Origin of the sequence: Paenibacillus sp. An7 (assembly GCF_009870785.1) — a bacterium.
Lineage (GTDB): Bacteria > Bacillota > Bacilli > Paenibacillales > Paenibacillaceae > Paenibacillus.
The window spans coordinates 53,416-75,489 of the sequence record NZ_WTWX01000011.1; the positions used below are offsets into that span (position 1 = coordinate 53,416).

15 protein-coding genes are annotated in these 22,074 nt (G+C 38.7%); 4 read left to right on the plus strand and 11 right to left on the minus strand.

The features are described 5' to 3' along the window. Nucleotides 1-19 precede the first annotated feature (19 nt). Nucleotides 20-916: a LysR family transcriptional regulator gene (locus GQY27_RS13825; RefSeq protein WP_160035353.1), complete on the minus strand. Its 897-nt coding sequence runs from the start codon at nt 914-916 to the stop codon at nt 20-22. Nucleotides 917-1,263: 347 nt separating this feature from the next. Here GQY27_RS13825 and GQY27_RS13830 point away from each other — a divergent pair, with 347 nt between their 5' ends. Next, nucleotides 1,264-2,001, plus strand: a complete 738-nt coding sequence (locus GQY27_RS13830; protein WP_160035355.1) for an SDR family NAD(P)-dependent oxidoreductase — start codon at nt 1,264-1,266, stop codon at nt 1,999-2,001. A gap of 138 nt (nt 2,002-2,139) precedes the next feature. Next, a complete protein-coding gene (locus GQY27_RS13835) occupies nt 2,140-3,384 on the plus strand; it encodes an L-lactate MFS transporter (RefSeq protein ID WP_160035357.1) in 1,245 nt (414 codons plus the stop codon). Nucleotides 3,385-3,648: 264 nt separating this feature from the next. Here the strand turns inward: GQY27_RS13835 and GQY27_RS13840 are convergent, their stop codons facing one another. From GQY27_RS13840 to GQY27_RS13850, 3 genes are all read right to left on the minus strand, one after another. Then, nucleotides 3,649-4,449 (minus strand): SDR family NAD(P)-dependent oxidoreductase, encoded by an 801-nt coding sequence (locus GQY27_RS13840; protein ID WP_160035359.1) that lies wholly within the window; start codon nt 4,447-4,449, stop codon nt 3,649-3,651. Between the two features lie 408 nt (nt 4,450-4,857). Continuing rightward, complete coding sequence (locus tag GQY27_RS13845; protein ID WP_160035361.1) at nt 4,858-5,433, minus strand: GNAT family N-acetyltransferase; 576 nt, start codon at nt 5,431-5,433, stop codon at nt 4,858-4,860. Between the two features lie 301 nt (nt 5,434-5,734). Further along, nucleotides 5,735-6,607: a methyl-accepting chemotaxis protein gene (locus tag GQY27_RS13850; RefSeq protein WP_236570604.1), complete on the minus strand. Its 873-nt coding sequence runs from the start codon at nt 6,605-6,607 to the stop codon at nt 5,735-5,737. Nucleotides 6,608-6,981: 374 nt separating this feature from the next. Here GQY27_RS13850 and GQY27_RS13855 point away from each other — a divergent pair, with 374 nt between their 5' ends. Beyond that, entirely contained in the window at nt 6,982-8,637 is a 1,656-nt protein-coding gene (locus GQY27_RS13855; protein WP_160035365.1) for a diguanylate cyclase domain-containing protein, read from the plus strand. A gap of 812 nt (nt 8,638-9,449) precedes the next feature. Here GQY27_RS13855 and GQY27_RS13860 read toward each other — a convergent pair. From GQY27_RS13860 to GQY27_RS13870, 3 genes are all read right to left on the minus strand, one after another. Further along, nucleotides 9,450-10,271, minus strand: coding sequence for a carbohydrate ABC transporter permease (locus GQY27_RS13860; RefSeq protein WP_407083008.1), 822 nt, complete (start codon nt 10,269-10,271; stop codon nt 9,450-9,452). A gap of 28 nt (nt 10,272-10,299) precedes the next feature. Beyond that, nucleotides 10,300-11,196 carry a carbohydrate ABC transporter permease gene (locus GQY27_RS13865; RefSeq protein WP_160035369.1) on the minus strand — a complete coding sequence of 299 codons (897 nt, stop codon included), beginning with the start codon at nt 11,194-11,196 and terminating at the stop codon, nt 10,300-10,302. Nucleotides 11,197-11,280: 84 nt separating this feature from the next. Beyond that, entirely contained in the window at nt 11,281-12,618 is a 1,338-nt protein-coding gene (locus tag GQY27_RS13870; RefSeq protein WP_160035371.1) for an ABC transporter substrate-binding protein, read from the minus strand. Nucleotides 12,619-12,869: 251 nt separating this feature from the next. On the opposite strand from GQY27_RS13870, the gene GQY27_RS13875 reads away from it, so the two are divergent. Further along, nucleotides 12,870-13,934, plus strand: coding sequence for a GntR family transcriptional regulator (locus GQY27_RS13875; protein WP_160035373.1), 1,065 nt, complete (start codon nt 12,870-12,872; stop codon nt 13,932-13,934). Between the two features lie 709 nt (nt 13,935-14,643). Here GQY27_RS13875 and GQY27_RS13880 read toward each other — a convergent pair. The 4 genes from GQY27_RS13880 to GQY27_RS13895 all read right to left on the minus strand — a co-directional run bounded on the left by GQY27_RS13880 (nt 14,644) and on the right by GQY27_RS13895 (nt 22,072). Continuing rightward, a complete protein-coding gene (locus tag GQY27_RS13880; protein WP_160035375.1) occupies nt 14,644-15,306 on the minus strand; it encodes a hypothetical protein in 663 nt (220 codons plus the stop codon). Between the two features lie 519 nt (nt 15,307-15,825). Further along, nucleotides 15,826-18,498 (minus strand): S-layer homology domain-containing protein, encoded by a 2,673-nt coding sequence (locus GQY27_RS13885; protein WP_236570599.1) that lies wholly within the window; start codon nt 18,496-18,498, stop codon nt 15,826-15,828. 753 nt (nt 18,499-19,251) lie between these two features. After that, nucleotides 19,252-19,527, minus strand: a complete 276-nt coding sequence (locus GQY27_RS13890) for an ATP-dependent DNA ligase (protein ID WP_160035377.1) — start codon at nt 19,525-19,527, stop codon at nt 19,252-19,254. Between the two features lie 202 nt (nt 19,528-19,729). Beyond that, on the minus strand, nt 19,730-22,072 hold the full coding sequence (locus GQY27_RS13895; RefSeq protein ID WP_160035379.1) for an AraC family transcriptional regulator: 2,343 nt from the start codon (nt 22,070-22,072) through the stop codon (nt 19,730-19,732). Nucleotides 22,073-22,074 lie beyond the last annotated feature (2 nt).

Consider the following 22,074-nt stretch of genomic DNA (forward strand, 5'->3'; position numbering starts at 1 on the left):
TCACGATCTTTTCGTTACATTATTGAAAATATCGCGCTATCTCATATTTGAAGAAATTAATAATAAAGGCTCTGAAATCTAACGCAGCCTTATTTAGATAGCGAGTTTTATTCCATGCGATACCGATGGTTCGCTTGCAAACGGGATTGGTAATGGGAAGTTGGACGGTATTGGGAAGTGATTGTCGTAATAATGATAACTGTGGTGTAAAGGATACCCCCAGCCCCATCTCAACAAGACGAAGAATAACTCCAGCTTCTTCAAGCTCAATCGGAGTATACGGCTCAAAGCCGGCTTCCCGGCAAAACTGTTCTGTAAGTCTTCTAAACTCATAACCTGATGTTCTATTAATAAAGCTTTCATTTGCTGCTTCACGAAGATCGATGGAGCTTCTCGTAGAAAGATGGTGATTCGGCGGTACTGATAAATAGATTTCTTCCTCCAGCAATGTTAACCATTCAATATTTTCCCCATAGATTGGACTCATTGAGATGCAAAAGTCTACCTCCCCATTCTCTAATTGTTGCTTCTTCCCGGTGAAGGGAGCCACGTATTGACTAATCTTTGTATTCGGATGTTCTTTCAAAAACTCAACAATTAAAATAGGCAAAATATGAGGAAGAGCAATCGCGACCGATATGGACTGGTCCAACAAGTCTGCAAGAGCCTTCATCTCACGCTCTCCATCCTCTAGTTCTTGAAAAATCCGATTCACACGTTTAAGAAATGCATTGCCAAATTCATTCAAATAGATGTTTCGCCCTTTTCGGATAAACAATGGCATACCAAGATCTTCTTCAAGCCGACCAATCGTTGCACTTAAAGCAGGTTGAGATACCTGTAGCTGTTCTGCTGCTTTTGTCATGTGTTCCAACTTTGCTGTTACCTGAAAGTAGCGAAGCTGCAATAATTCCACTACATGTTCATCTCCTCTCCTTTTAATAAACTACAAGTTATTAATTAATAGATAAGAATATATTATACATTATTATTAATTAGAGATAAACTAAGAATAGTTAAAGGGAACCAACACTCACATGTTAACCGTCTGTGGAATGATTAAGAATAACTTTTGTAATCGTATTAGGTAAGAAGCTTCACCGAAAGCGATTACATTTAATGATTGAACATGTCTCAACTGAGGTACCCAGTTTATCAAACATGTTTAATCGTATCACAATAATTGTAGTCATGTGATAACAGTTTCTTCCCTGAGACCATGCATTATTTAATACATTACATCCGTACAGGAGGAATAACACGATGAGATTACAAGATAAAGTTGCGATTATTACAGGGGCTGCATCAGGTATGGGGAAAGCAGAAGCGATTCGCTTTGCAAAAGAAGGGGCAAAGGTTGTAGTAGCTGACTTGAATCTGGAAGGTGCAGAGGCGGTTGTTCAAGAGATTAAAAATGATGGTGGACAAGCTCTTGCCGTTAAGGTAAATGTAACACTGGAAACTGACCTTGAGAACATGGTAAAGACTGCTGTTGATACTTTCGGACCGATTGACATTGTTGTGAACAATGCTGGTATTTTTGATAAGTATACGAATAGCTTGGAAACAACAGAAGAACAATGGGATTTAATATTTGATATTAATATAAAGGCGATATTTAAGCTTACCAATCTGGTACTGCCTGCTATGATTGAACGCGGTAAAGGTACCATTGTAAATATAGCTTCCATCGCTGGTCTTGTTGCTCAAATGGGCGGTGCTGCATACACAGCCTCCAAACATGCTGTAGTTGGTTACACTAAACATATTGCTGCAGTGTATTCTTCTAAAGGAATTAAAATTAATGCAATCGCGCCAGGTACCATCAGAACTCCACTCACGGAAGAAATGCTAAAAACGCGTCCTACCAATAAGATACCTCTAGACCGTTTTGGTAATGATTATGAAGTTGCTGAGTTAGCAGTATTCTTAGCATCTGATGATTCCCAGTTTATGAGCGGAGCCATAGTTCCTATCGATGGCGGTTACACTATCGTATAAAAATTGTTAAATAAAAGGAACAGTCCCATTAAGAATGCTTTCCCGCCATCTTAACAAGTATCATTTTTGGTAAAGATCGTGTGGTCAGTATGTAATGGGACTTTTTTTAATGCAAAAACAACATGGGGGTAATCTACCTTGACCAATCAAACAAAAACTACAAATCGTTGGTTTGTGTTCATGTCTGCATATGTGATTATATTCTTAGTGGCTTCTATTGCTATCTTCAGTGTGTTTTCTGAGCCTATGACAACTTTACATGGGTGGTCCATTTCGGATTATAGCCTTGCTTATTCTCTATACACACTTATATTTGCCATCACGGCGATATTTGCTGGGAGAATAACAGATAAATATGGTGCAAAATTACTAATGTATATTGGTGGTTTTCTATTTGGGTTGGGCTGGTTCTTAACGGGGTATGTTTCAACAATCCCAATGCTGTACGTTACGTTTAGTTTGATAGCAGGCTCCGGTGCAGGGCTCATGTACAATTCAGCACTCGTTACTGCCATGAGGTGGTTCCCAGATAAGGGCGGGAAAATTTCTGGATTACTTCTCTCAAGTGCTGCTATTGGTCCATTTATTATGTCTCCCGTAACGGCAAGGATTATCGAGAATTTTGGTGTACTAAATGCTTATCGAATTCTTGGCGTAGTATTTACTGTATGTATATTTGCGGTAGGATGGCTTTTAAATACAGCTCCGAATCACTTCATTCCAAAAGGATGGGTTCCTCCTGTACAGTCAGAGGGAAAAGAGAATACAGCAGAGATCGATTTAAATTGGCAGCAGATGCTTAAATCGCCTCTGTTCTATCTCTTGTTCTTTACTCTTGTATTCGCAAGTACCGCAGGCACTATGTTGGTAAGCTCAGCTTCATTAATAGCACAGGACCAGATTGGATTAACAGCAACTGCAGCAGCAGTTGTAGTGAGCATCAGTACATTATCCAACTTCGCAGGTCGTCTTAGCTTCGGTGTGATTTATGATAAATTCGGCTCATATATTGCTCTTTTATTCAATTTAGTGCTGACAATTACAGCATTAGTTCTGATGACAGTTGCAGCGAGTTATGCATTTTTCATATTCTGTATCATCATCCTAGGCTTCTCTTTTGGTGGCTTATTGGTAGTTTTCCCACCGTTAACAAAACAAACATTTGGGTCCAATCATTTTGGAATGAACTATGCTATCGTCTTCTTAGGCTACTCAGGTGGAGCGTTTGTTGGACCGCGGATCGCTGCTTATTTTAAAGAAACAACAGGATCGTTTACAACAGCCTACATCTCTGCAGCAGCTTTGACTGCATTCGGTATTATTCTCGTTGGGTTTATTCTCTTCATGAACAAAAGGAAGAACCGAAGACCAGCATACAATTGATCATTAGTTAATCCGGAAAGAGTTAATTGACTATTAACAGTTTCAAGCTCACTTATAAAAAGTTTTATAACCAAAGGAATCAAATCCTGTACTCAGCACAGGAAAGAACTTGATGGAACTTGGTTCCTTTAAGACAGATGTAAAAAAAACCAGCCCACTAAAAATGGCTGGTTTTTTGCTTTCTTGTTAGATATATAGAGTGAATCACTCTCCCATATCGAAGTGAAAGAGTGCTCTTTATCAAATATAAATAAAGTACATATATTATTGATTTTTACTCATTGCAACGAAGTCCGGAACGGTTGGATTAGCAAGGTAATGTCCGCCTTCTACTTGAATCGTTTGCCCTGTAATGAACTTAGATTCGTCTGAAGCAAGGAAAAGAACCGTATTAGCGATGTCTTCTGGCTCTCCGTGATAAGGAAGAGCATTATATTTCATAAATGTATCTAATAGTTCAGGAGACAAGTTATTTTTAGCTGCTGGTGTAAGAATAAGACCTGGTGCAACACCATTACAACGAATATTTTGTTTACCGTATTGTGTAGCAACATATTTAGTCAAATGTACGACAGCTGCTTTCGTTGTACCATATGCTGTACGAATAATATCAGAAGCGAATCCAGCCATTGAAGCAGTATTAATAATTGCACCCCCGCCAGCTTTAACCATATGAGGAATCGCATATTTACATCCAGCAAGTACACTTCTCAGGTTAACGTTGACTAGGTGATCCCACTCTTCAAGATCTAAATTCACTACATCCAGATCTTTTTTCAAGTTCGTCAAACCAACGTTATTAAACAGAATGTTGATTGTTCCGTATGTTTCAACGGTTTTATCTACTGTTTCTTTGATAGATTCAAGTTTAGAAGCATCCAAGAATACTCCGATTGCTTCGCCGCCTTGATTCACGATTTCTTGAGCTGCTGCTTCTGCACCTTTTAGATTGAAGTCTGCAATAACAACTTTAGCTCCTTCTTTAGCAAGAGTTTGTGCTGTTGCAAGACCAATTCCTGAAGCTCCACCTGTGATAATAGCTACTTTACCTAGTACGCGTTCCATGATTATATGTTCCTCCTGTATGTAAAATAATCTGTCACGAGCTTTCTGGGAACAAGCTTACTTATATGTTAGTAATCTTTCACAATAAATCTCGCAAACAGTGATTTTTAGCACAGAGAAGTATAACATTAAGAGAATCATAAAATCAAGTCTCTCTTATATTTTAAAATTAAGATTTAAAATTTTGATATAAATGCATTTACATAACCTTAGCTTCTGGCCATGTATCATTAGCCTCACCCCACCCCCGGGTAGTTTATGATAGTTCTTTGCCGATACATAAAGGAGAGCCATTTGATTAGATTCATTTAAGATAATTCCACTCTAACAGCTCCTTTAATCTATTTATCCCCTCTAACAAAGGAAAGGGCTGCCTAAATGGCAACCCTTAACCTTTTCGTCTTTCTCTTATTCTTTATTCATTGTGTAATAGTGAAACTTCTTTTCTTCAATCTCTATATCACGTTCATATACAAATCCGGATTTATTTATCACCCGATTAGATGGAAGATTGCATATCTGTGCAATAGCAATGAGTTGCTCAGTATTCGTATTACTGAATAAGTAATGAATGAGTCCCTTCACTGCTTGCGTAGTATACCCGTTATTTCTATATTCGTTTGAAATCCCGTAGTAAATTTCTCTCTTGGGTGGAGTAATTTTGTCTAGCACCCCTGTACCGCAGACTCCAATGAACTTACCTGTCGCTCTCGAGATGATTCCCAGACGTAAACGAATGTCTCCGATATCCCCATCTATAGATACAGCTTGTAAGAATTGTTTATTCTCCGGGATTTCGTATTTATGAAACCATTCTTCTCTCTGCTCCTTAGACACATTCCAATCTACTAGAAACTCATGAAAATGTGGTTGCCAAGTAAGATCGTGAAGAGCATCTAAGTCCTCTTCCACATACTCTCTCAGCATAATATCTTTGCAATCTATCGTTAAAATCTCATCACTGGTACTGATTACACGCTTCATGTGAACCTCCTCATAATAGCAGGAGTACAAAGCTGATGGCCAGAAAAGCCATATCCAATAATACAGATAACTCCCTCAAGGATTCACTGCATTATGTGATAAAACCAACACTTTGCTCTGCATCCTTGTAATGGTGATAATCCTTATTAGATAACTCATTACAAAGTTACTGGCATCGTGTCTTCCCCCTTCCATTTATATCCATAAATTATAACGAGGTATTCGTTCAACTTCAATCTCTTGAACTGAAATTCCCATACTAAAAAGAGCATGAGTAATTTCTCATGCCCTTCACCTACATTTATACAATACTTATCACTTGTCTTGCCTTGGAATCCAGCTCTTGTGCTGAGGAGAGGACAACAGTAAAATCCTTCATGGCAATCTCAATCTGCTGTTGACTTCGCTCAATATAATTCTTAATTTCCATTGTCCCTTGAGATATATTTGAAATCTCTTTCGTTATGCCCTGTACACTGTCTCGTATCTCAACAATCGAATTCTCTACCATTGAAGACAGTTTCTTCACTTCTTTGGCCACAACATCAAACCCTCTGCCATATTCACCTGCATGAGCAGCTTCAATCGCAGCATTGAGTGCAAGCAGTTGTGTCTGTGAAGCAATTTCGCGAATCGTTTTTACCACGCTTTGTATGGACTTTGCTTCTTGATGTAACCCTGTAAGCGTTTGCGTATTATTTGCAGATTCATTAGCAATGGAAGAAATGCTTTCTAGTAATTCTTGGCTGCGTTCAATCCCCATTTCAGCACGTCTGTTTAAGACCGTAGACATTTCCTTGAGTTCATCAACAACGGCTGTAATATTCTCTTGGCGATTCGTAATGTTGGTAGCTACCTTAGATACAGCAAGGATCTTCTCACCCATTTCATCAAAAATAGGCATATAAGTAGCTTCAAGCCATATAGAATTCCCTTGCGCATCTTTTCGTTCAATCTTATCCTGATAGCTTTCTCCACTTAGAATATTACTCCAGAACTGTTCGTACTCTGGACTAGTCACAAAATCAGAAAAACATAAGTCTTTATGTAACATCCCGTACATTTCTTCTATCGTATATCCCATACTTCTTGCAAATCCTTCATTCACATACGTGACACGACGTTCAAGATCAAATCGAATAATTGCTAAATTCTTTTCCATCGCAGTAATCATCGATTTATACGTTACTTCATCCTTCGCACTGTTATTACTTATCAAGTTCAATTCCTCCATACTCTTACTAGGGATTACTAATACAAGAAATAAAATCGGCGCAGTACAAAAGTGATGACGAATAGAAATAAATTGTACGAAATTAAATATACCACAACCTTCATCTCAATATAAGCATTTTTATAGGTAATTCGCTAACTTTTTATTAGATAAATATACAAGAAAGATAGTCACTTTTATGTAAGAATAAACACTACATAACTCTATAGTAAACGAACCTCACTATTTATAATTTTCACTATAAATAAGACAAAAAACGATATATTACGACAATTTATCTGGATTAGTTTTCCTATTCATGTTATATTTTATCAATGATTAAATTACGTACGATTCTTATTCTTACCTTCACATCCTTTATCATTCTATTAACTACCATCTTCGGGTCACTCTTAAGCAATCGCTCAGCAGTGAGATTACAAAATGAGATCGGTCAATCCCTTTCGAGTATCGCTTATCAAATGTCGGACAAACTCGATAGCTTCATGTGGTCCCGTGCAGGAGAAGTAGAGATTTTAGCATCTATGATCGAAATGGAACAAACTCAAGATGTTGATAAGACCCAAAAGTTACTTAATCAATTAAAGACGAGCTTTCCCTCTTTCTCCTGGGTTGGATTTATGGACGATCAAGGTGAAGTGCTTGCTGCAACAGACGGAATATTAGTAGGAACCAACATAGCTGAGCGCCCCGTTTTTAAAGAAGGAGTCAAAGGAAAGTTTATCGGAGATGTACATGAAGCTGTATTACTCTCGAAACTCCTTCCAAATCCCACGGGAGAACCCTTACAGTTTGTAGATATCAGTATACCCGTTCAAAGTAAATCCGGAACTACAATTGGTGTACTTGCTGCTCACTTAAGCTGGGAATGGTCAAAGGAAGTTCGGCGAACGATTCTTGAACCTCAGAAGGACCATATAAAGGACTTAGAATTATTTATTATCAGTAAAGCAGACAGCACGGTACTTCTTGGTCCGAAGAATATGGTGGGCGAGAAACTTAATATTAGCAGCGTTGCAAAAAGTCAAAAAGGGGAGAACGATTGGGAAGTAGAAGAATGGCCAAATGGAAAAAGCTATCTTACGGGTTATGCCTATGGAGATGGATATCTGAATTATGAAGGCCTCGGCTGGACTGTACTGGTTAGGCAACCTACGGATGTCGCATTCTCTTCGATGAGCCAAATGATGAACAGTTTTATTCTTATTGGAATAATAGCATCCATTATATTTGCCACGATCGGTTGGTTTCTTGCGGAGACGATTTCAAGACCTATTCGCGGAATAACATCTGCAGCAAATCAGCTTCGTTCGGGTAATAATGTTACTATTCCTGAATACAAGAGGTTTGCTGAGATACACAGTCTCTCTACTTCGCTGCGAAGTTTAGTTGAATCGTTAAGTCGTTCTGAATCGGCACTCGGAGATATGAAACTTCTCGCCGAACAAGATCAATTAACCGGACTTCCAAATCGGATCGCGCTTGAACGTTATCTGGAAGAAACGATTGAACATCTCGATATTCCCTTCGAGACACTTTCGTTTATGTATATCGACTTGGATGGCTTCAAGAAAGTGAATGACACACTAGGCCATCAAGTAGGAGATTTGCTTTTGCAGAAAGTTGCACAAAGACTTCTTACGGTTACGAAACCCGGCAACATTACCGTTCGATTGGGAGGAGATGAGTTTCTGCTCATTCTTCGATCACCACAAGCAGATTCCTATCAAGAGTCTCTTGATCTCGCTGAAGAAATCATCACTTTAATGAACAAGCCTTTTATCGTAGATTTTAATCATGTTTCCATTGGCTGCAGTATTGGCGTGGCATTCTATCCTCTACATGATCCAAACATCGGTAATATTATTCGGATAGCGGATGAGTGTTTATACCGATCAAAGCAATCTGGAAGAAATCGAGTAACGTTTTATGAAGAACAAGAAGTAAAAGAAGAACAAAAAGATTCATAAAAATATAGAATGCGGCGTAGCAGACATTTCTGCTATTGCCGCATTTTTTAATATCAGCTAGATTATTATACAGAATACCATCCATTCCAAGTACCATTCCCATATCACGTGCTCATGTCATTACCAGCTATTTGAACGCCGTTAATTTTCTGAGAAGATCTTATATAATTTGATTTTATGATGGAAGTTACCTAATTTATAAATTGTGAGGACCATTAAGTCTCTCACATTAAAATACTTACGCTTTAAGTGTTGTAGATTTTGATATTCACGCGGGCGTTTTATGCTTAAGCTGACGTCTAAGCTGTTATGGATAGGGATACCCTGTTGCCTCAGGCAGGTTTAACTTATCCTAAGCAATTTGTGGAGAAGAGCTAGGAAAAAGGTACTTAGCAAACGTGGTTACCCTAGTCTCTGTTTGTTACTTCTACCTTCATTGACACTTACCGCAAAATTTTGTATTTCCAATCTATATATCAAAGAGATACAATACGATCCTCCTTACGATCTCTTCGAAGTTCATACTCCTTATATATGTATTTCGAAAATGAAATTATAAGTTCCACTTGCTCTTTCTTGGAAAAAGCAGCCGACTGTGCTGAACAGTGTTCAGACAATCGGCTTTTTCTTTTGGGATATCTTTAGTGGAATAATTCATTTCGGAAAAAGATCTGTTTTAACCGATTTCTATAGTCAACTTCCGGCATCGAGATCACCGTTTGTGGCCCAGTCAGCGTTCACGGATTGCTCATTGTCGTGTAACACTCTTTGTGGAATTCCATCTTATCTCACCTGTTTCATAAAAATATATACTACCCTTTAACAGCACCTGCAGTCATACCGTCTATGAAATATTTCTGGAAAGCAATAAACAGTATGAAAATCGGAATGATGGAGAAGAAGGAGCCCACGATCAATAGGTCATAGTTATTGCCATAAGGAGTTAACAACGTTTTCAAACCGATAGGAAGTGTATATTTACTCTGATCTCCCAAAACCATGAATGGCCACAAAAGGTTATTCCAGCTATTCATACCATTCAGAATGGCCATTGCCGCAAATGAGGGCTTCATAATCGGCATAATTAGTCTGAAATAAATCGCATATTCGTTTGCGCCATCAATCCGCCCAGATTGAATAATCTCTTTGGGTATGCTTCTTAGATATTGCCTAAAGAAAAATATTGTCGCGGCATTGGCTATACCCGGCAGAATGATCGCTGAATAGCTATTCACCATTTTTAAATCATTAATTAGACTGTACAAAGGAACCAGCAGTATTTCGAAAGGCACCATCATAATGAGCAAAACACATATAAAGAGGAAATTCTTACCTTTAAAATGATATGCTGCAAAACCATATGCAACAAATGCGCTTACAAAAAGTGTTAAAACCACTTGAACGATTGTTAAAATCATACTGTTCCAAAACCATACAAAATAATCATGTTCTCCAGTAAACAGATAGATGAAATTGTCAAAACTCATGATTTTAAAATCCAAACTTAGGTTAAGACCGTATCTAACTAATGATTCACCTGGTTTAAAGGAAGATAGGGCCACTGCATAGAATGGGATCATAATTATAATGAATAGTATAATGAAAAAACAAATAATTACTAATCTGGAAATCATATTACTCCTCGTCTCACTCTTGCCCATTTTAATCCTCCTCCTTTTTGAACATTCCACTAAATTTCAACTGTGTTAAATTGATAACCATAGCAATAACTAAAAGAATGATACCAACTGCAGCTGCGTAACCCAGCTTATTCTTCTCAATTCCTTGTCTATATAGAAATCCGACAATCGTTAAGCCAATATTTTTGGGTGAATTGTTACCGTTAAACATCATCAGGCTCTCGGTAAACATTGCTAAACCTGCATAAATACTAATTGTCGTAACATATACCGTGGTTGGCTTCAATAAGGGCATTGTGATCGTTCTAAACTTCTGCCAAGCAGATGCTCCGTCAATTGAAGCAGCCTCATAATATTCATTGTCAATGCTTTTCAAACCGGATAGATAGTAAAGCATATTAACGCCTGTCCATCTCCAACATGCGAGGATTAACAGTGCTGCCATACTCCATTCTCCGTCTTTCAAGAATTTAATAGGCTCTACACCAAATAGACCTAGGAAACTGTTCATTAATGAACCTTCCATTTCACCGAATGTAAGGCGGAAAATGGTGCCCGCAACTGCGACAGATGTCAATGCAGGAAGAAAGAACGAAGATTTAAAAAACTCTCTTCCCATCATTAACTTACTGTTTATCATAACGGCGAATAACATTGGAAAAGGAATTAACAGCACTAAGGTTCCTAACATGTACACAACGCTATTTCTAATAGCCGTCAAAAACACTTTATCTGTCAATAATTTCGAATAATTCGCTTCACCAACCCATTTTGGATCCTGTCCCAACATCCTATCTTGAAAGCTCATTACGAATGAATTTACAAGCGGATATAACCAGAATATTAAAAATATGAGTATAAATAGCAATACAAAAACATAAGGTGCAACTTTTTGAGAGTATACAAATTTCTTTATCATATTCTCAATCTCCCTTGACTATGGTTAAACCTGCCGACCACTATACCTGCCGACAGGTTTAATCAAATCATTTACTTATCATATTTATTTCAATTCTTGTTCGATTGCTGCTTGTGCTTCATCCAGGGCTTCCTTCACGTCTTGGCCATCTTCAAAGATAGCATTCAAAGTAACCGTATTGAAGATATTGCTGATCGTCGGCGAAGCTTTAACGGACTTGATCGCTCTAATTTCGTCCTTGATTTCATTCAAAGTATCAAATGCATTTGTTTTGAAGTATTGGACGTACTCGTTATCAGGGTTTTTAGTTACAGACTCATCCTTCCATACATCCATATTAATTGGGTCGAATCCAAGCGTGTTCCAGATTTCAGTAGTAGCTTCTTTTGAAAGCTTAGCAAAAGCAACAAATTCTTTTGCTAACTGAACGTTTTTTCCGTTCTTAGTAACAACTGTACCAGTGCCACCCAAGCCAACGGAACGTGGGTCACCTTCTTTAAATACAGGCAATGGAGCAATTGCATACTTACCTTTTAGATCTTTCATTTCGTTTACAAAGCGGGACATGTACCATTCAGGCATCAAAGCACTAGCGTAGTTGCCTTTGTTGTATTCACCTTTAGCTTCTTCTGTATCCGGCTGTCCACCAGGGATCGTATGAATAACATTGTTTTTCTGCAGATCGACTAACATCTCAAGCGCTTTAATCATTTCAGGCGAGTTAACGTTTGGATTGCCATTTTCATCTGTGAAATCAGAGTTTTGCTGAGCAAGCAGCAGCGATTGTTGCCATGTAGCTGATGTATCAGCAGTTCCTAAATACTTACCAGTCTTCTCATAAACCTTGATACCTGCTTGTTTATAATCTTCCCAAGTTTTGATTGTCTTGTAGTCAACACCTGCTTGTTCAAGAATTTCAGTGTTATAGAAAGCAAGCGTAGCGCCTACGTGATAATCAAAGCCATAAACCTGGTCGTCTTTGCTGTAAATCTGAACACGTGAAGGAACGACAACGTCTTTGTATGGTGCAAATACATCATTCAAAGATTCCAGTAGAACGTTGTCACCTTCCAAAAATTTAGGGAATTGACCGAGCTCGATATCAGCGATATCAGGAGCACCTTTTCCACTTGTAACAGCCAATAAAAGCTTGTTATGCATATCATCGTAAGGCATAACCGTTACATTCAACTTAATCTGTTTCTCCGGGTTTTGTTGATTCCATAACCCTAGCATTTTATCCAAATGCTTACCGTGCAAATCCACGAATGTCCAGAATGACAATTCTGTAGCATTCTCACCAGCATTAGTGCCTAACTGCTGTGTTTCCTTTTTTAAATCAGAAGGATTACCACATGCTGTAATAACAAGTGACATAATAAGGACTGTAACGACGGCGATTAAAGTACTGCGTTTTTTCATTTATTCGTCATCCTCTCTTTTTATGGTTATACATTTTAAAGTTAGTTCTGTTAATTTAAGCGGGTTTAATCTACCTTGGCACCACCCTCCTTAACATATTTCTAACCGTTTAAAGAAAAGACCCCTTTGTAAAAAAACTCTCAAATATTGGATTGTAAGCGCTTTACATGCCGTATTATAATATAAATGAAATATGCTTTATATAACCAATTGATTATAAAATCATAAAAGTTTATGGGGAGATTAACTTTTTGAAAAAGCTGGCGCTCTACAAACAAATTCGAGAAGATATTATACAGAAAATTAAATCAGGACAGCTTCGGCCAACGGACCGTATTCCTTCTGAGCAGGAACTAATGGACGAATTCAGGGTAAGTAAAATAACCGTCAAGAACGCCCTAGCCCTACTAGCTGACGAAGGTCTAATTATACGCGTACAAGGCAAAGGCTCATTCGTATCCTCTAGTCTTGTTGTTTCTGGCTTCAAATCTCTGCCATCCTCACACAGCGCGTTCTCCATGCCGCTCATCGGCTTCATCATTCCGACGATGAGAACGCGTGTTATTCAGAAGCTCGTTGATTACACGGAACAATTCCTGCAAGAAGCTGGCCTCAGCATGATACTAAGCATCACGCGCGAGTCCTCCGCTATCGAATCAAACGTCATTCGTACACTAACGGATCTGGGTGTGAAGGGGCTAATCGTTTTTCCAACAGAAGATGAGAAGTACAACGAATCATTACTGCGTCTGTCGCTTGATAAATTCCCGTGCGTGTTCATTGACCGCTATCTGCGAAACATTGAGACGTACACCATTACATCTGACAATTGCGGCGGTGCCTACAAGGCGGTCTCCTATTTACTATCCAAGAGTCATCAGAAGATTGCGCTTATCTCACCTGAAAATGCCAATACAGCCGTCGAGGATCGCACGCTCGGCTTTGAGCAGGCTTACACAGACCAAGGCATCTCGATTGATAAAAGTCTGTGGTGTCATATCCCTCTCGACATCCTACGCGGCGAGCAAGCATTGGATTATGTAAGCGACTTCTTGCAGAACCATAGTGGAATTACGGCAGCCTTCTCTTTGACTGAAGAAACCGCACGTCTTACATCGGCCGCTATCAGTCGTCTGAACGATCACTCAAATATCGAATTGCTCTCTTTCGATAATCCACATCTTTCAGGCGTAGCTTATGTCCAGCAGGATGAACAAGAAATGGCACGAATAGCTGTAAAGCTGTTAGGTGAACAATTGGAAGATATTTATTCTCCTAAGAACGCCGTCATTCCCGTGCAACTCATCTTCCCTTGACACGGCAATCGTTGCAGCCAGGTGATAGGTGAATTGAGCTTATTAATTGTTTTACCGGGGATGTGGTTCTTGATGTCTGCCTAGTTATTCTAAGACTCACTACCAATTGGGTCATGCCCCTTGCAACGTGCATCTTCTACGCGAGTGTTAAGGAAAGAGCATACCAGTCATGAATGATCCAGACGTATGGGGATGCAGTTGCGAAGTTTCTCGCCACAAGAACACACCTCCCTGGGGTTATTACAGCTCTTTTTATTCGAGGAGGATATAAGTGAGAATCACCAAGGCACAGCTAGATTGGACGTACTCCATGCAAAAGCACTTTCGACGGTAATCCTCATTCAAGTCGATGACAACTATTAAACATGAAGGAACTAAATGACCATTTCTTCCAACAGTGCTGGGAAAAACGATTGACCAAGAATAGTGAAAAAGCGAATGTGCTGTCAAAAGCACGTTCGCTGCCGCTTCTAATACTTTTCTTTTCCACCCTCGGGGATTCTCCTCCATTCACGAAGCCCTCTTCCTTCGTGGGGTGTGACGAGGATGCACTCAAAAAGCAGCACCTTTAAAACGATTGGTCTGCGAAACTATCCATATGGAAAGTCCTCCACCATAGCTAATTCCCGTATATTCCTAGAGAGTGAGGATCAGTAAATCCTACTTGAATAAATTGATTGACATGTGCCATTACATCTATAAATGGGATTTACATAATGTGCAGGTTCCCCAGCTCTTTCTCGAACTCTAAACCTATCCGCTGCTCCCTCAGAAGTTCAATATAAACACAGCTTACCCTTGATTTGCGAGATAAGTTGCTGCACTTAGTCCTCCTAGACGTTAATTCCATAGAGTCTGCAATAATTTCACTTTCGGGTTTACTGTGCTTATTGGATCTGTAGCACTTCAACAACATCGAGGTAATTTCTTCGGGGACGGTACAATTTCTAAAGTTAAGCGGCAATAGTTCGGAAATTGCTTGATCCATGGTAAACCACGATTCACTTTCGTAGCCACTAATGTCACCATCATTTAAACCCAGAACACAAATACCATAACTCCGTTCTCCCCATATAGCCCACTTCATCTTCGAAGATATCCATACTATGACCTCAGAATTAATTAAAATAGAATCAGCAGGGCTCTCCTCAGGCCCTTGTTCAAGAATACTCCAGTATTCATCAGCCGTAGTTCCCTTTTGTAAAACGCACCAATTATATTGAGAAAACTCATTATAATAGTAATCTACCGGATGAGGGTCTAAAACAGCAATAATGGCAAACGAATCACCGAAAAAGCCAATCAATTCTTCAAGTTCGCTCCAAAAATGACGACTCATTGCATGATCGAAATCAAGTACTGACTCATTCATCAGTCCCCCAACCTTATTTTATAGTTAGCTCTGTAGTCTCAACAAAACTCTTTTTAAAATCGTAACACGGATGTGGCACTCGCTTCTCACAGTGTACAGGACATCAATATTATGTTAACTGAAGTAAAAATAGCTATCTACTCCATATTTATTTACCAAAAATATTAAAATGGTATATTAATTTCCAATTAACAAGCATACAACATCTGTAGGCACCTCTTATATTGTAAAGCCACTTATTTTCTGACAAATATTCAATGTAAATTGTATAAAGAGTAGTTCCACCCTGCTTTAAAACTAATTATATGTGTTAAGTAATCATGGCGATTTTACACAGAGATTTTCATAATGATATAAATTATTTACGAGGTTAATATTTTATGATTTTAACAATTTGGGTGTTTTTTAAAAGGCTTTGGTAATGTGTTTTTTAACAAGTTAAAAAGCCTTCTTATACTTAATTGTACAAGAAGGCAAATCAAATCAGTTATATACACAGGAGAAGCACAAAAACTTTTCTTATTTAGCTCCACTAATATGTGCGATGATGCGATCCTCTTCATAAGTAACAGTCACATCATAACCATCAGCAGATACATGATCAAACTTCCCCTTAACTGTACCAGCGCTGATTATAGTAATATCTTTGGAACCATTAATCTTATAGTTTGAGAAGTCCAGATGCAGATTACCACCATCAAGATACAACATTTTGCTGACATTAAGTTGACTCTTATTAGAGTCCATTACTATTTCTAGAGTTCCGTTATCCATTGTAAAGTTCCTACTTAAATTCAGTGCCGCTCCATCTACATTAACTACAATCGTACCATTCTCTAGGTATAAGTCACCTGTACCAAAAGACGATGCAGATGTAGCTTCCAGTATACCTTCTTGTTGAATTGTTCCGCCCGTGTATGTGTTCTTTCCCGTCAATGTAAGAGTCCCTGTTCCCTTTTTCGTAAGCATACCGCTGCCTGAAATATCGTTTCTCCACCAATCATGTGCATTAAATCGGCCTCTCGAAGCATCCATGTCTACTGTTACGTTTTCTAATAATGAACCGTACCCATCAGCTGCTGTCACTAAATCCAATCGTCCCCAACCATTTGACTCGTCTAGTATAGGATAACCAGAGTCAATTGATGTAGTATATAACACTTCTCTACGCTGCTCATCCGATAAATATGGTTGACGAGTTTTCAATAGAGCTTCTGCACCTTCCGGTACAACAGGAGCTAAACCTTTTATTCCTGTTTGCGGTAAACCGTAAGTGAGTTTTTCTCTATAGAAAGCTTTATTTGCTTCATGATTTTCCCATCTTGTTTCATCATATGCACTGTCAAAGTTATAATCCTCGGTTACCGTATGAGCATACTCATACAGACTCATATTATTTGCCGCAGCGGCTGCCCCAAATACGTTCTCTGCATTCTCATACGCTTTTTCTAACAATTCTTGATTCTCTTTTTTATTGAAAGCATATGCTGCCATAGCTGTAGCTTGTATTCTTGCACCAATCACATCTAGAGGTGAGTGCATCCCGGCGACAATTCGGTTTTCGCCCATTTGAGCAGCTCTCGTTAAAAATTCGGAGTATCGCTCAGGTGTAGCATGTGCAAATGGGAAAACAGATAAGTATGATGCACTCGTATGGCCGCTTGGGAAACCTCCATCTTTACCTCTTCCATCCTCAGCCACTCTTCTTACATAGCTAAGTGCAGGTATAACCTTAACGTTTGTTTCATACTTTTGAAAATGTTTCTCCCCAGTTTCTTTCTTTCCACCTGAAGCTAAAGGCTCCGTTTTTTCTTCTCCTTGACCAAGTGTTTCCAAAACGGGTAACCCATTGCGATCCACGATTTCTTTAACCTCTCCATTTGAATTCATTCTCCACGGTCTTGGAGAAGAGAAGAAGTATTTCGCAGGGTTTGATGAGGCAGGAGTTTTAAAACGAACTGAATCAAATGAAGCGATCATATCAGCAAGTTCGGTATTGGCCCAGTCACTTCCAATTCCCTGACTTTCGTCTTCTACAGTCATTTCTGTTAACACGACATCCATTTCATGGATATCTCTTTCCACACTAGTCATCGGTTTAATTATATCTACATAAGTGTTAGCCAGAGGCCCAAAACCATCCATCATACTATAAACCTTATCTCTTTGGTCATCGTAGTAGGCTGCGAGTGCTTCTTCTTTAGTACGATTTTTCGTAACATCTTCTACATATTTTATGTTCGCAACCCAGGTTGCTTTATTTCTAATTTCTTCATTTGCATATGTTTTCTTATTTTTAACTAAAGCGATTGCATCGTTCTTAAATCCGTCAAAATATAAGGAAGGCCCGTCTTCATACTTTACGGTTTTTCCGCTTACTCCCTTCTTAGTTAGTGCCGTTCCATTTCTCCATTCCGGTTGGTTCATAGACCATACTTGGTCAAAACCATCCAAAATCTGAATAAATGGATTCGTCATGGCAATGCTTTTCAAAGTGTTATCTGCCGCATTTTCACCATGATGAACTGGAGATAAAGAGGTCTTGGGCGGTGCAACGTTCAGTTTATTTGTGGTTCCTACAGGTTTAGATGGTTTAGGGCCTGCCTTAGTATTCATTTCTAGCGCATTTACCAGTACATCGACTGCCTCTGCCCGCGTAATGGAATGAAGAGGTTTAAAACTTCCATCTGTATAGCCGGAAATAATTTTTGCTGTTACTACTGCACCAACAGATCCTTTGCTTTCTGCCGTTATAGACGATGAATCGCTAAAGGCATCTGCAGATGCCTTATCCTCTGTAAGGTTTAAAATACTAGAGATTATCCGTGCTGCTTCTTCACGGGTTATAGATTTTTGCGGCTTGATTGTTTCATCTGTAAAACCATTCATATATCCAGCAGCAACAGCAGCTGCTACGTCCTTGTAGTACCAGGCATTCATAGAAACGTCTGTAAAGTTTACTTTTGCTTGTTCTGAATATCCAAAAGCAGCATTCACCAAACTCATGAACTCAGCTCTACTTATCGAGTTGTTCGGTTTGAAGGTATGATCCGAATATCCTCGAGCGATTCCTAGATCAATCCAAGCTTGAATCTTGCTTTCTGCCGAGTGTCCCTGAATATCGGAAAATTGAACTTTCTCATTTGATGCGAAGCTTTGACCTGCAACCGACGAACTTGCCATAGATAGCATTAGAAGAAATGCTAGAGTTCTTTTTGATTGTTTTCTCATAACCTGTAACAACACGCTCCCCTAGTGAATGTTCTAACTACACCAGCAAATGAAGAGAAATCTCAATTTCAGTTGTCTGATATGTCGTTAATTTAGCACTTTGACTTGGGGGCATCTATAGAACAAATTCCGCTTTATAGCATTTCTGTACGCTGTAGCAAAAGAAAACAAAGTTAATCTCAGTCTATGTAAAATGAACTCCATTGTTTTGTGAAATCATACTGCTTAAAAGGTGTGGGTAATATAGTACTCGATATGAATTACTGCCTCTTTCAAGTAAACAATTGTTCATGCTTTGTTCCATACTATAATAGCTATACTTAGTGATCACTCAACTTTTTCTGACGCATATCTTCGGATGTTAGTCAGAATTAATCACTGATTTAGCAGATTCGTTGCTAGCCTTGAGAATAACGTATTCATCTGTTTTAGTATTTATCATGATGTTGGTGTCAATAGATCTAAAAGTTTTTCCATAAACCAAAAAAAGTCGCCAATCATAGGGCAACTTTTTGCATTACATTATTAAATTTTACAAACACGGGATCTCAAAGCTTCTTAGCTCTAGACTAGTTTCGTATCTTTACCTGAGCTCCTATAATAGGTTCTAGGTAAACTCAATCATTTGTTTCTCCAGTTTTAAGCTTGCTGCTGACCTTGTATAACTCTTGTTATGCTTTAGGGACGAGTTTTATCGTTCCTGCAGGTTTAACTTCACTGCCTGGCTGCTTTACTCCAGCTGTCCAGCCCCCCCCTTTTTCGATATCCCTTAATGACGACATCCACGTAAGTCCAGTTAATGAATTTTAGCCAGTCAACAGAGCGTCTTCCTCCATAGGTACTATCCAGTCGCTTCGTAACCATTCCCTCCATCTGAGTAAGCTCCATCTGTTTGAATAAGGATTCACCTGCTCCTTGTACATATGGAATCTTGTCCATCCTTGAATTGTTAAATGGGATCTCTAGAAGTTCTGAATCAGTCTTAGGCATTTAGTACGGTGCCTTGTATATAGTTTATATCTTTCCTGCCTGGTTCGGATAAATCAAGCGGTGACCGTCAATCTTTGGTTCAAATATATATGGATGGTCTGAGAACGGCGATTGAGCCGTTTTGAACATAAATAAACACCTCAGATCAATTATACCGATTAAAAATTGGTTGAGCTGAGGTAAGTCATTGAAAAAATCATTTTTAAGCTAGTTTGGTTTCACTGTTATGTTCAGCCATGCTACGCATGTAATAGCCTGGTGTACACCCATACGTCTCCTTAAATTTTTTTATGAAATAAGCTGAAGTTCCATAGCCTACAGTGCTTGCGATTTGCTCGATCGTCATATTGTTCCTCTCGATCATTGTTTTTGCCTTTTCTAGCCGCTTGCTGGTGACATACTCCGTAAAGGTAACTCCAAGCTCTTCCTTAAAAAGTCTACTCATATACTTTGGACTAATAAATACTTTTGCAGCTACAATATCAAGCGACAAATCTTCAGACAGATGAACTTCTATATACTGCTTGGCCAATTCTATACTAGCAACGGCTCTTTCACTGGACCTTTTTTCCATTTCGTTCATAAACACGGCAATAGAGTCCGCGAGCCAATCTCGAAATTCCTCTACATTCTTTATCTGAAGATACTGCTGATATAAATCGGTTTTTTCATCAGTAAAAGATTTATACCGGGTACACTTAAGATAATCACAGTAAATGAACACAATATTTGCCAGTGCAAAATGGCAATAATGTGCCGAATAATTTCCTTCCTGCAAAACTTGTATCAACCAATCAACAGAGTCTACTGCAAGGGGTGCCTGACGAGCTTGCAGCTTATCTCTAAATTGACTGAAAAGAGACTGCGAAACTTCATCATGACTATTTTGCCTATCCAAAATTTTACGGTCCTTCAAAATGGATTGCCTCGGCAAAAAATATCCATATTTCATCAATACTTCTGCTTCGTTGTAACTAATGTGGATATCTGTTAATTCGGTAACCCAGCTTCCCCAAGATACCTTCCGATTTTGATTCCGCTGATCTTCTCTTCCTGAAATAATTCTACTAGATATTCTATCTAGTATTTGGTTGTTTTGTATATCCGTACATACAATAATCGCTATTTTGTTATTTGTGAGCTCCGCTGATATTACGTGATACTTATGTAAAGGCTCCTGAAATGCCTCTATATTAAGCGTATTCATTAAATGACAGAAAAGAAGTGAACTTTTTGCAGTGACAGCTTCATCTATACTTACGAGCAGGCAGCAGTAATGTGCGCATAGAGTAGTAGGAATAGAGAGTATTGAGATTATTTCTGCCAACTCTTCAGAGGAATAAGAATTCCTTAACATATTCAACACTATATTATGCTTAATTACTGGACTGTTCGTAAGTATCGTATCTTCCAAGCTGCTGACCTTATTAGTCAGCTCATCAAAGGCATAATCAATTAGGCGAATTTCATTTGTCACCAAAAGATCAGGCGGATGATCTGTTAAATGCTTGATCTTCATAACGGTTCGTTTGATCGGATGATAGCTGACAAAAGCCAGAATTACTGATAGAACGAATCCTATTAGGGTAGCAAATAAACTAATCCCGATTATGAGCTTCAGATTGGAATTAGACAATTCATAAAAGGTGCTTACAGGCACTGCACTGTAGATCTTCCAGCCGGTAGTCTTAAATGTATGGTACGAAGCGATGTAATCGGTATGATGAATGGTTTCTAGAAAACCTCCTGATTCGCTTTTTGACATTAGCACCTTTTGTATGCCGGTGTCATGATCCCGAAGAACACCGATACTCCCCTTCGCTGTATCACTTATCGTAGCACCTGATGAATTTAAAATAAGGGTGTTTTGATAATCTGCAGGTAAAATGTCCTTAACTATGGAGCTGATAGCACTCTCTTTTACATCTATAGCAATCAAGAGTTCACTTAGCTGATCGGAGGACTGAACAGGAGAGCTGTGTACATATGTAACTATTTCACCGGCATAAGTATCATGCAGATTGGAGTAGATGTCCTGAGGTACTAGTCTGGCCTTAGTCCATAAACTGTTCTTGTTGCTTGTCCGCATGCCATTAACCCATTCTTCAAAATACACAAATTTACTCCCTTTATCAGCATCAAAACGGAGCCCCTGGCTGGAAGATAACATGATCCGCTGATTAGGATAGTAGAGGTGTATTGCATGTACAAGATCAGAGTTATTTGTCACTTTGGATTGAATTAACTCCTTAATTTCGATTACTTCGCTATGATGACTATCATAAGAAGATTCAGTAAATAAATGAAGGTTTACGCTCTTATCAAGTGAGATATCAAGATGAATCTGCTGAACTCTCTTAAGAACAGCAGTTTCAATCGTTTGGACAGTGTTTTTCATCCTAATCTGATTTTTACTAAGCAGCTCCTCTTTGTAATTTTTCGTGAGAATAATATAGAAGACAGAGCTTAATAACATAACAACAACAAAAACAGCAGCCACATGAGAAATAGCCAAATTAGCTAAGACGGAATTCCACTTTTTCATAG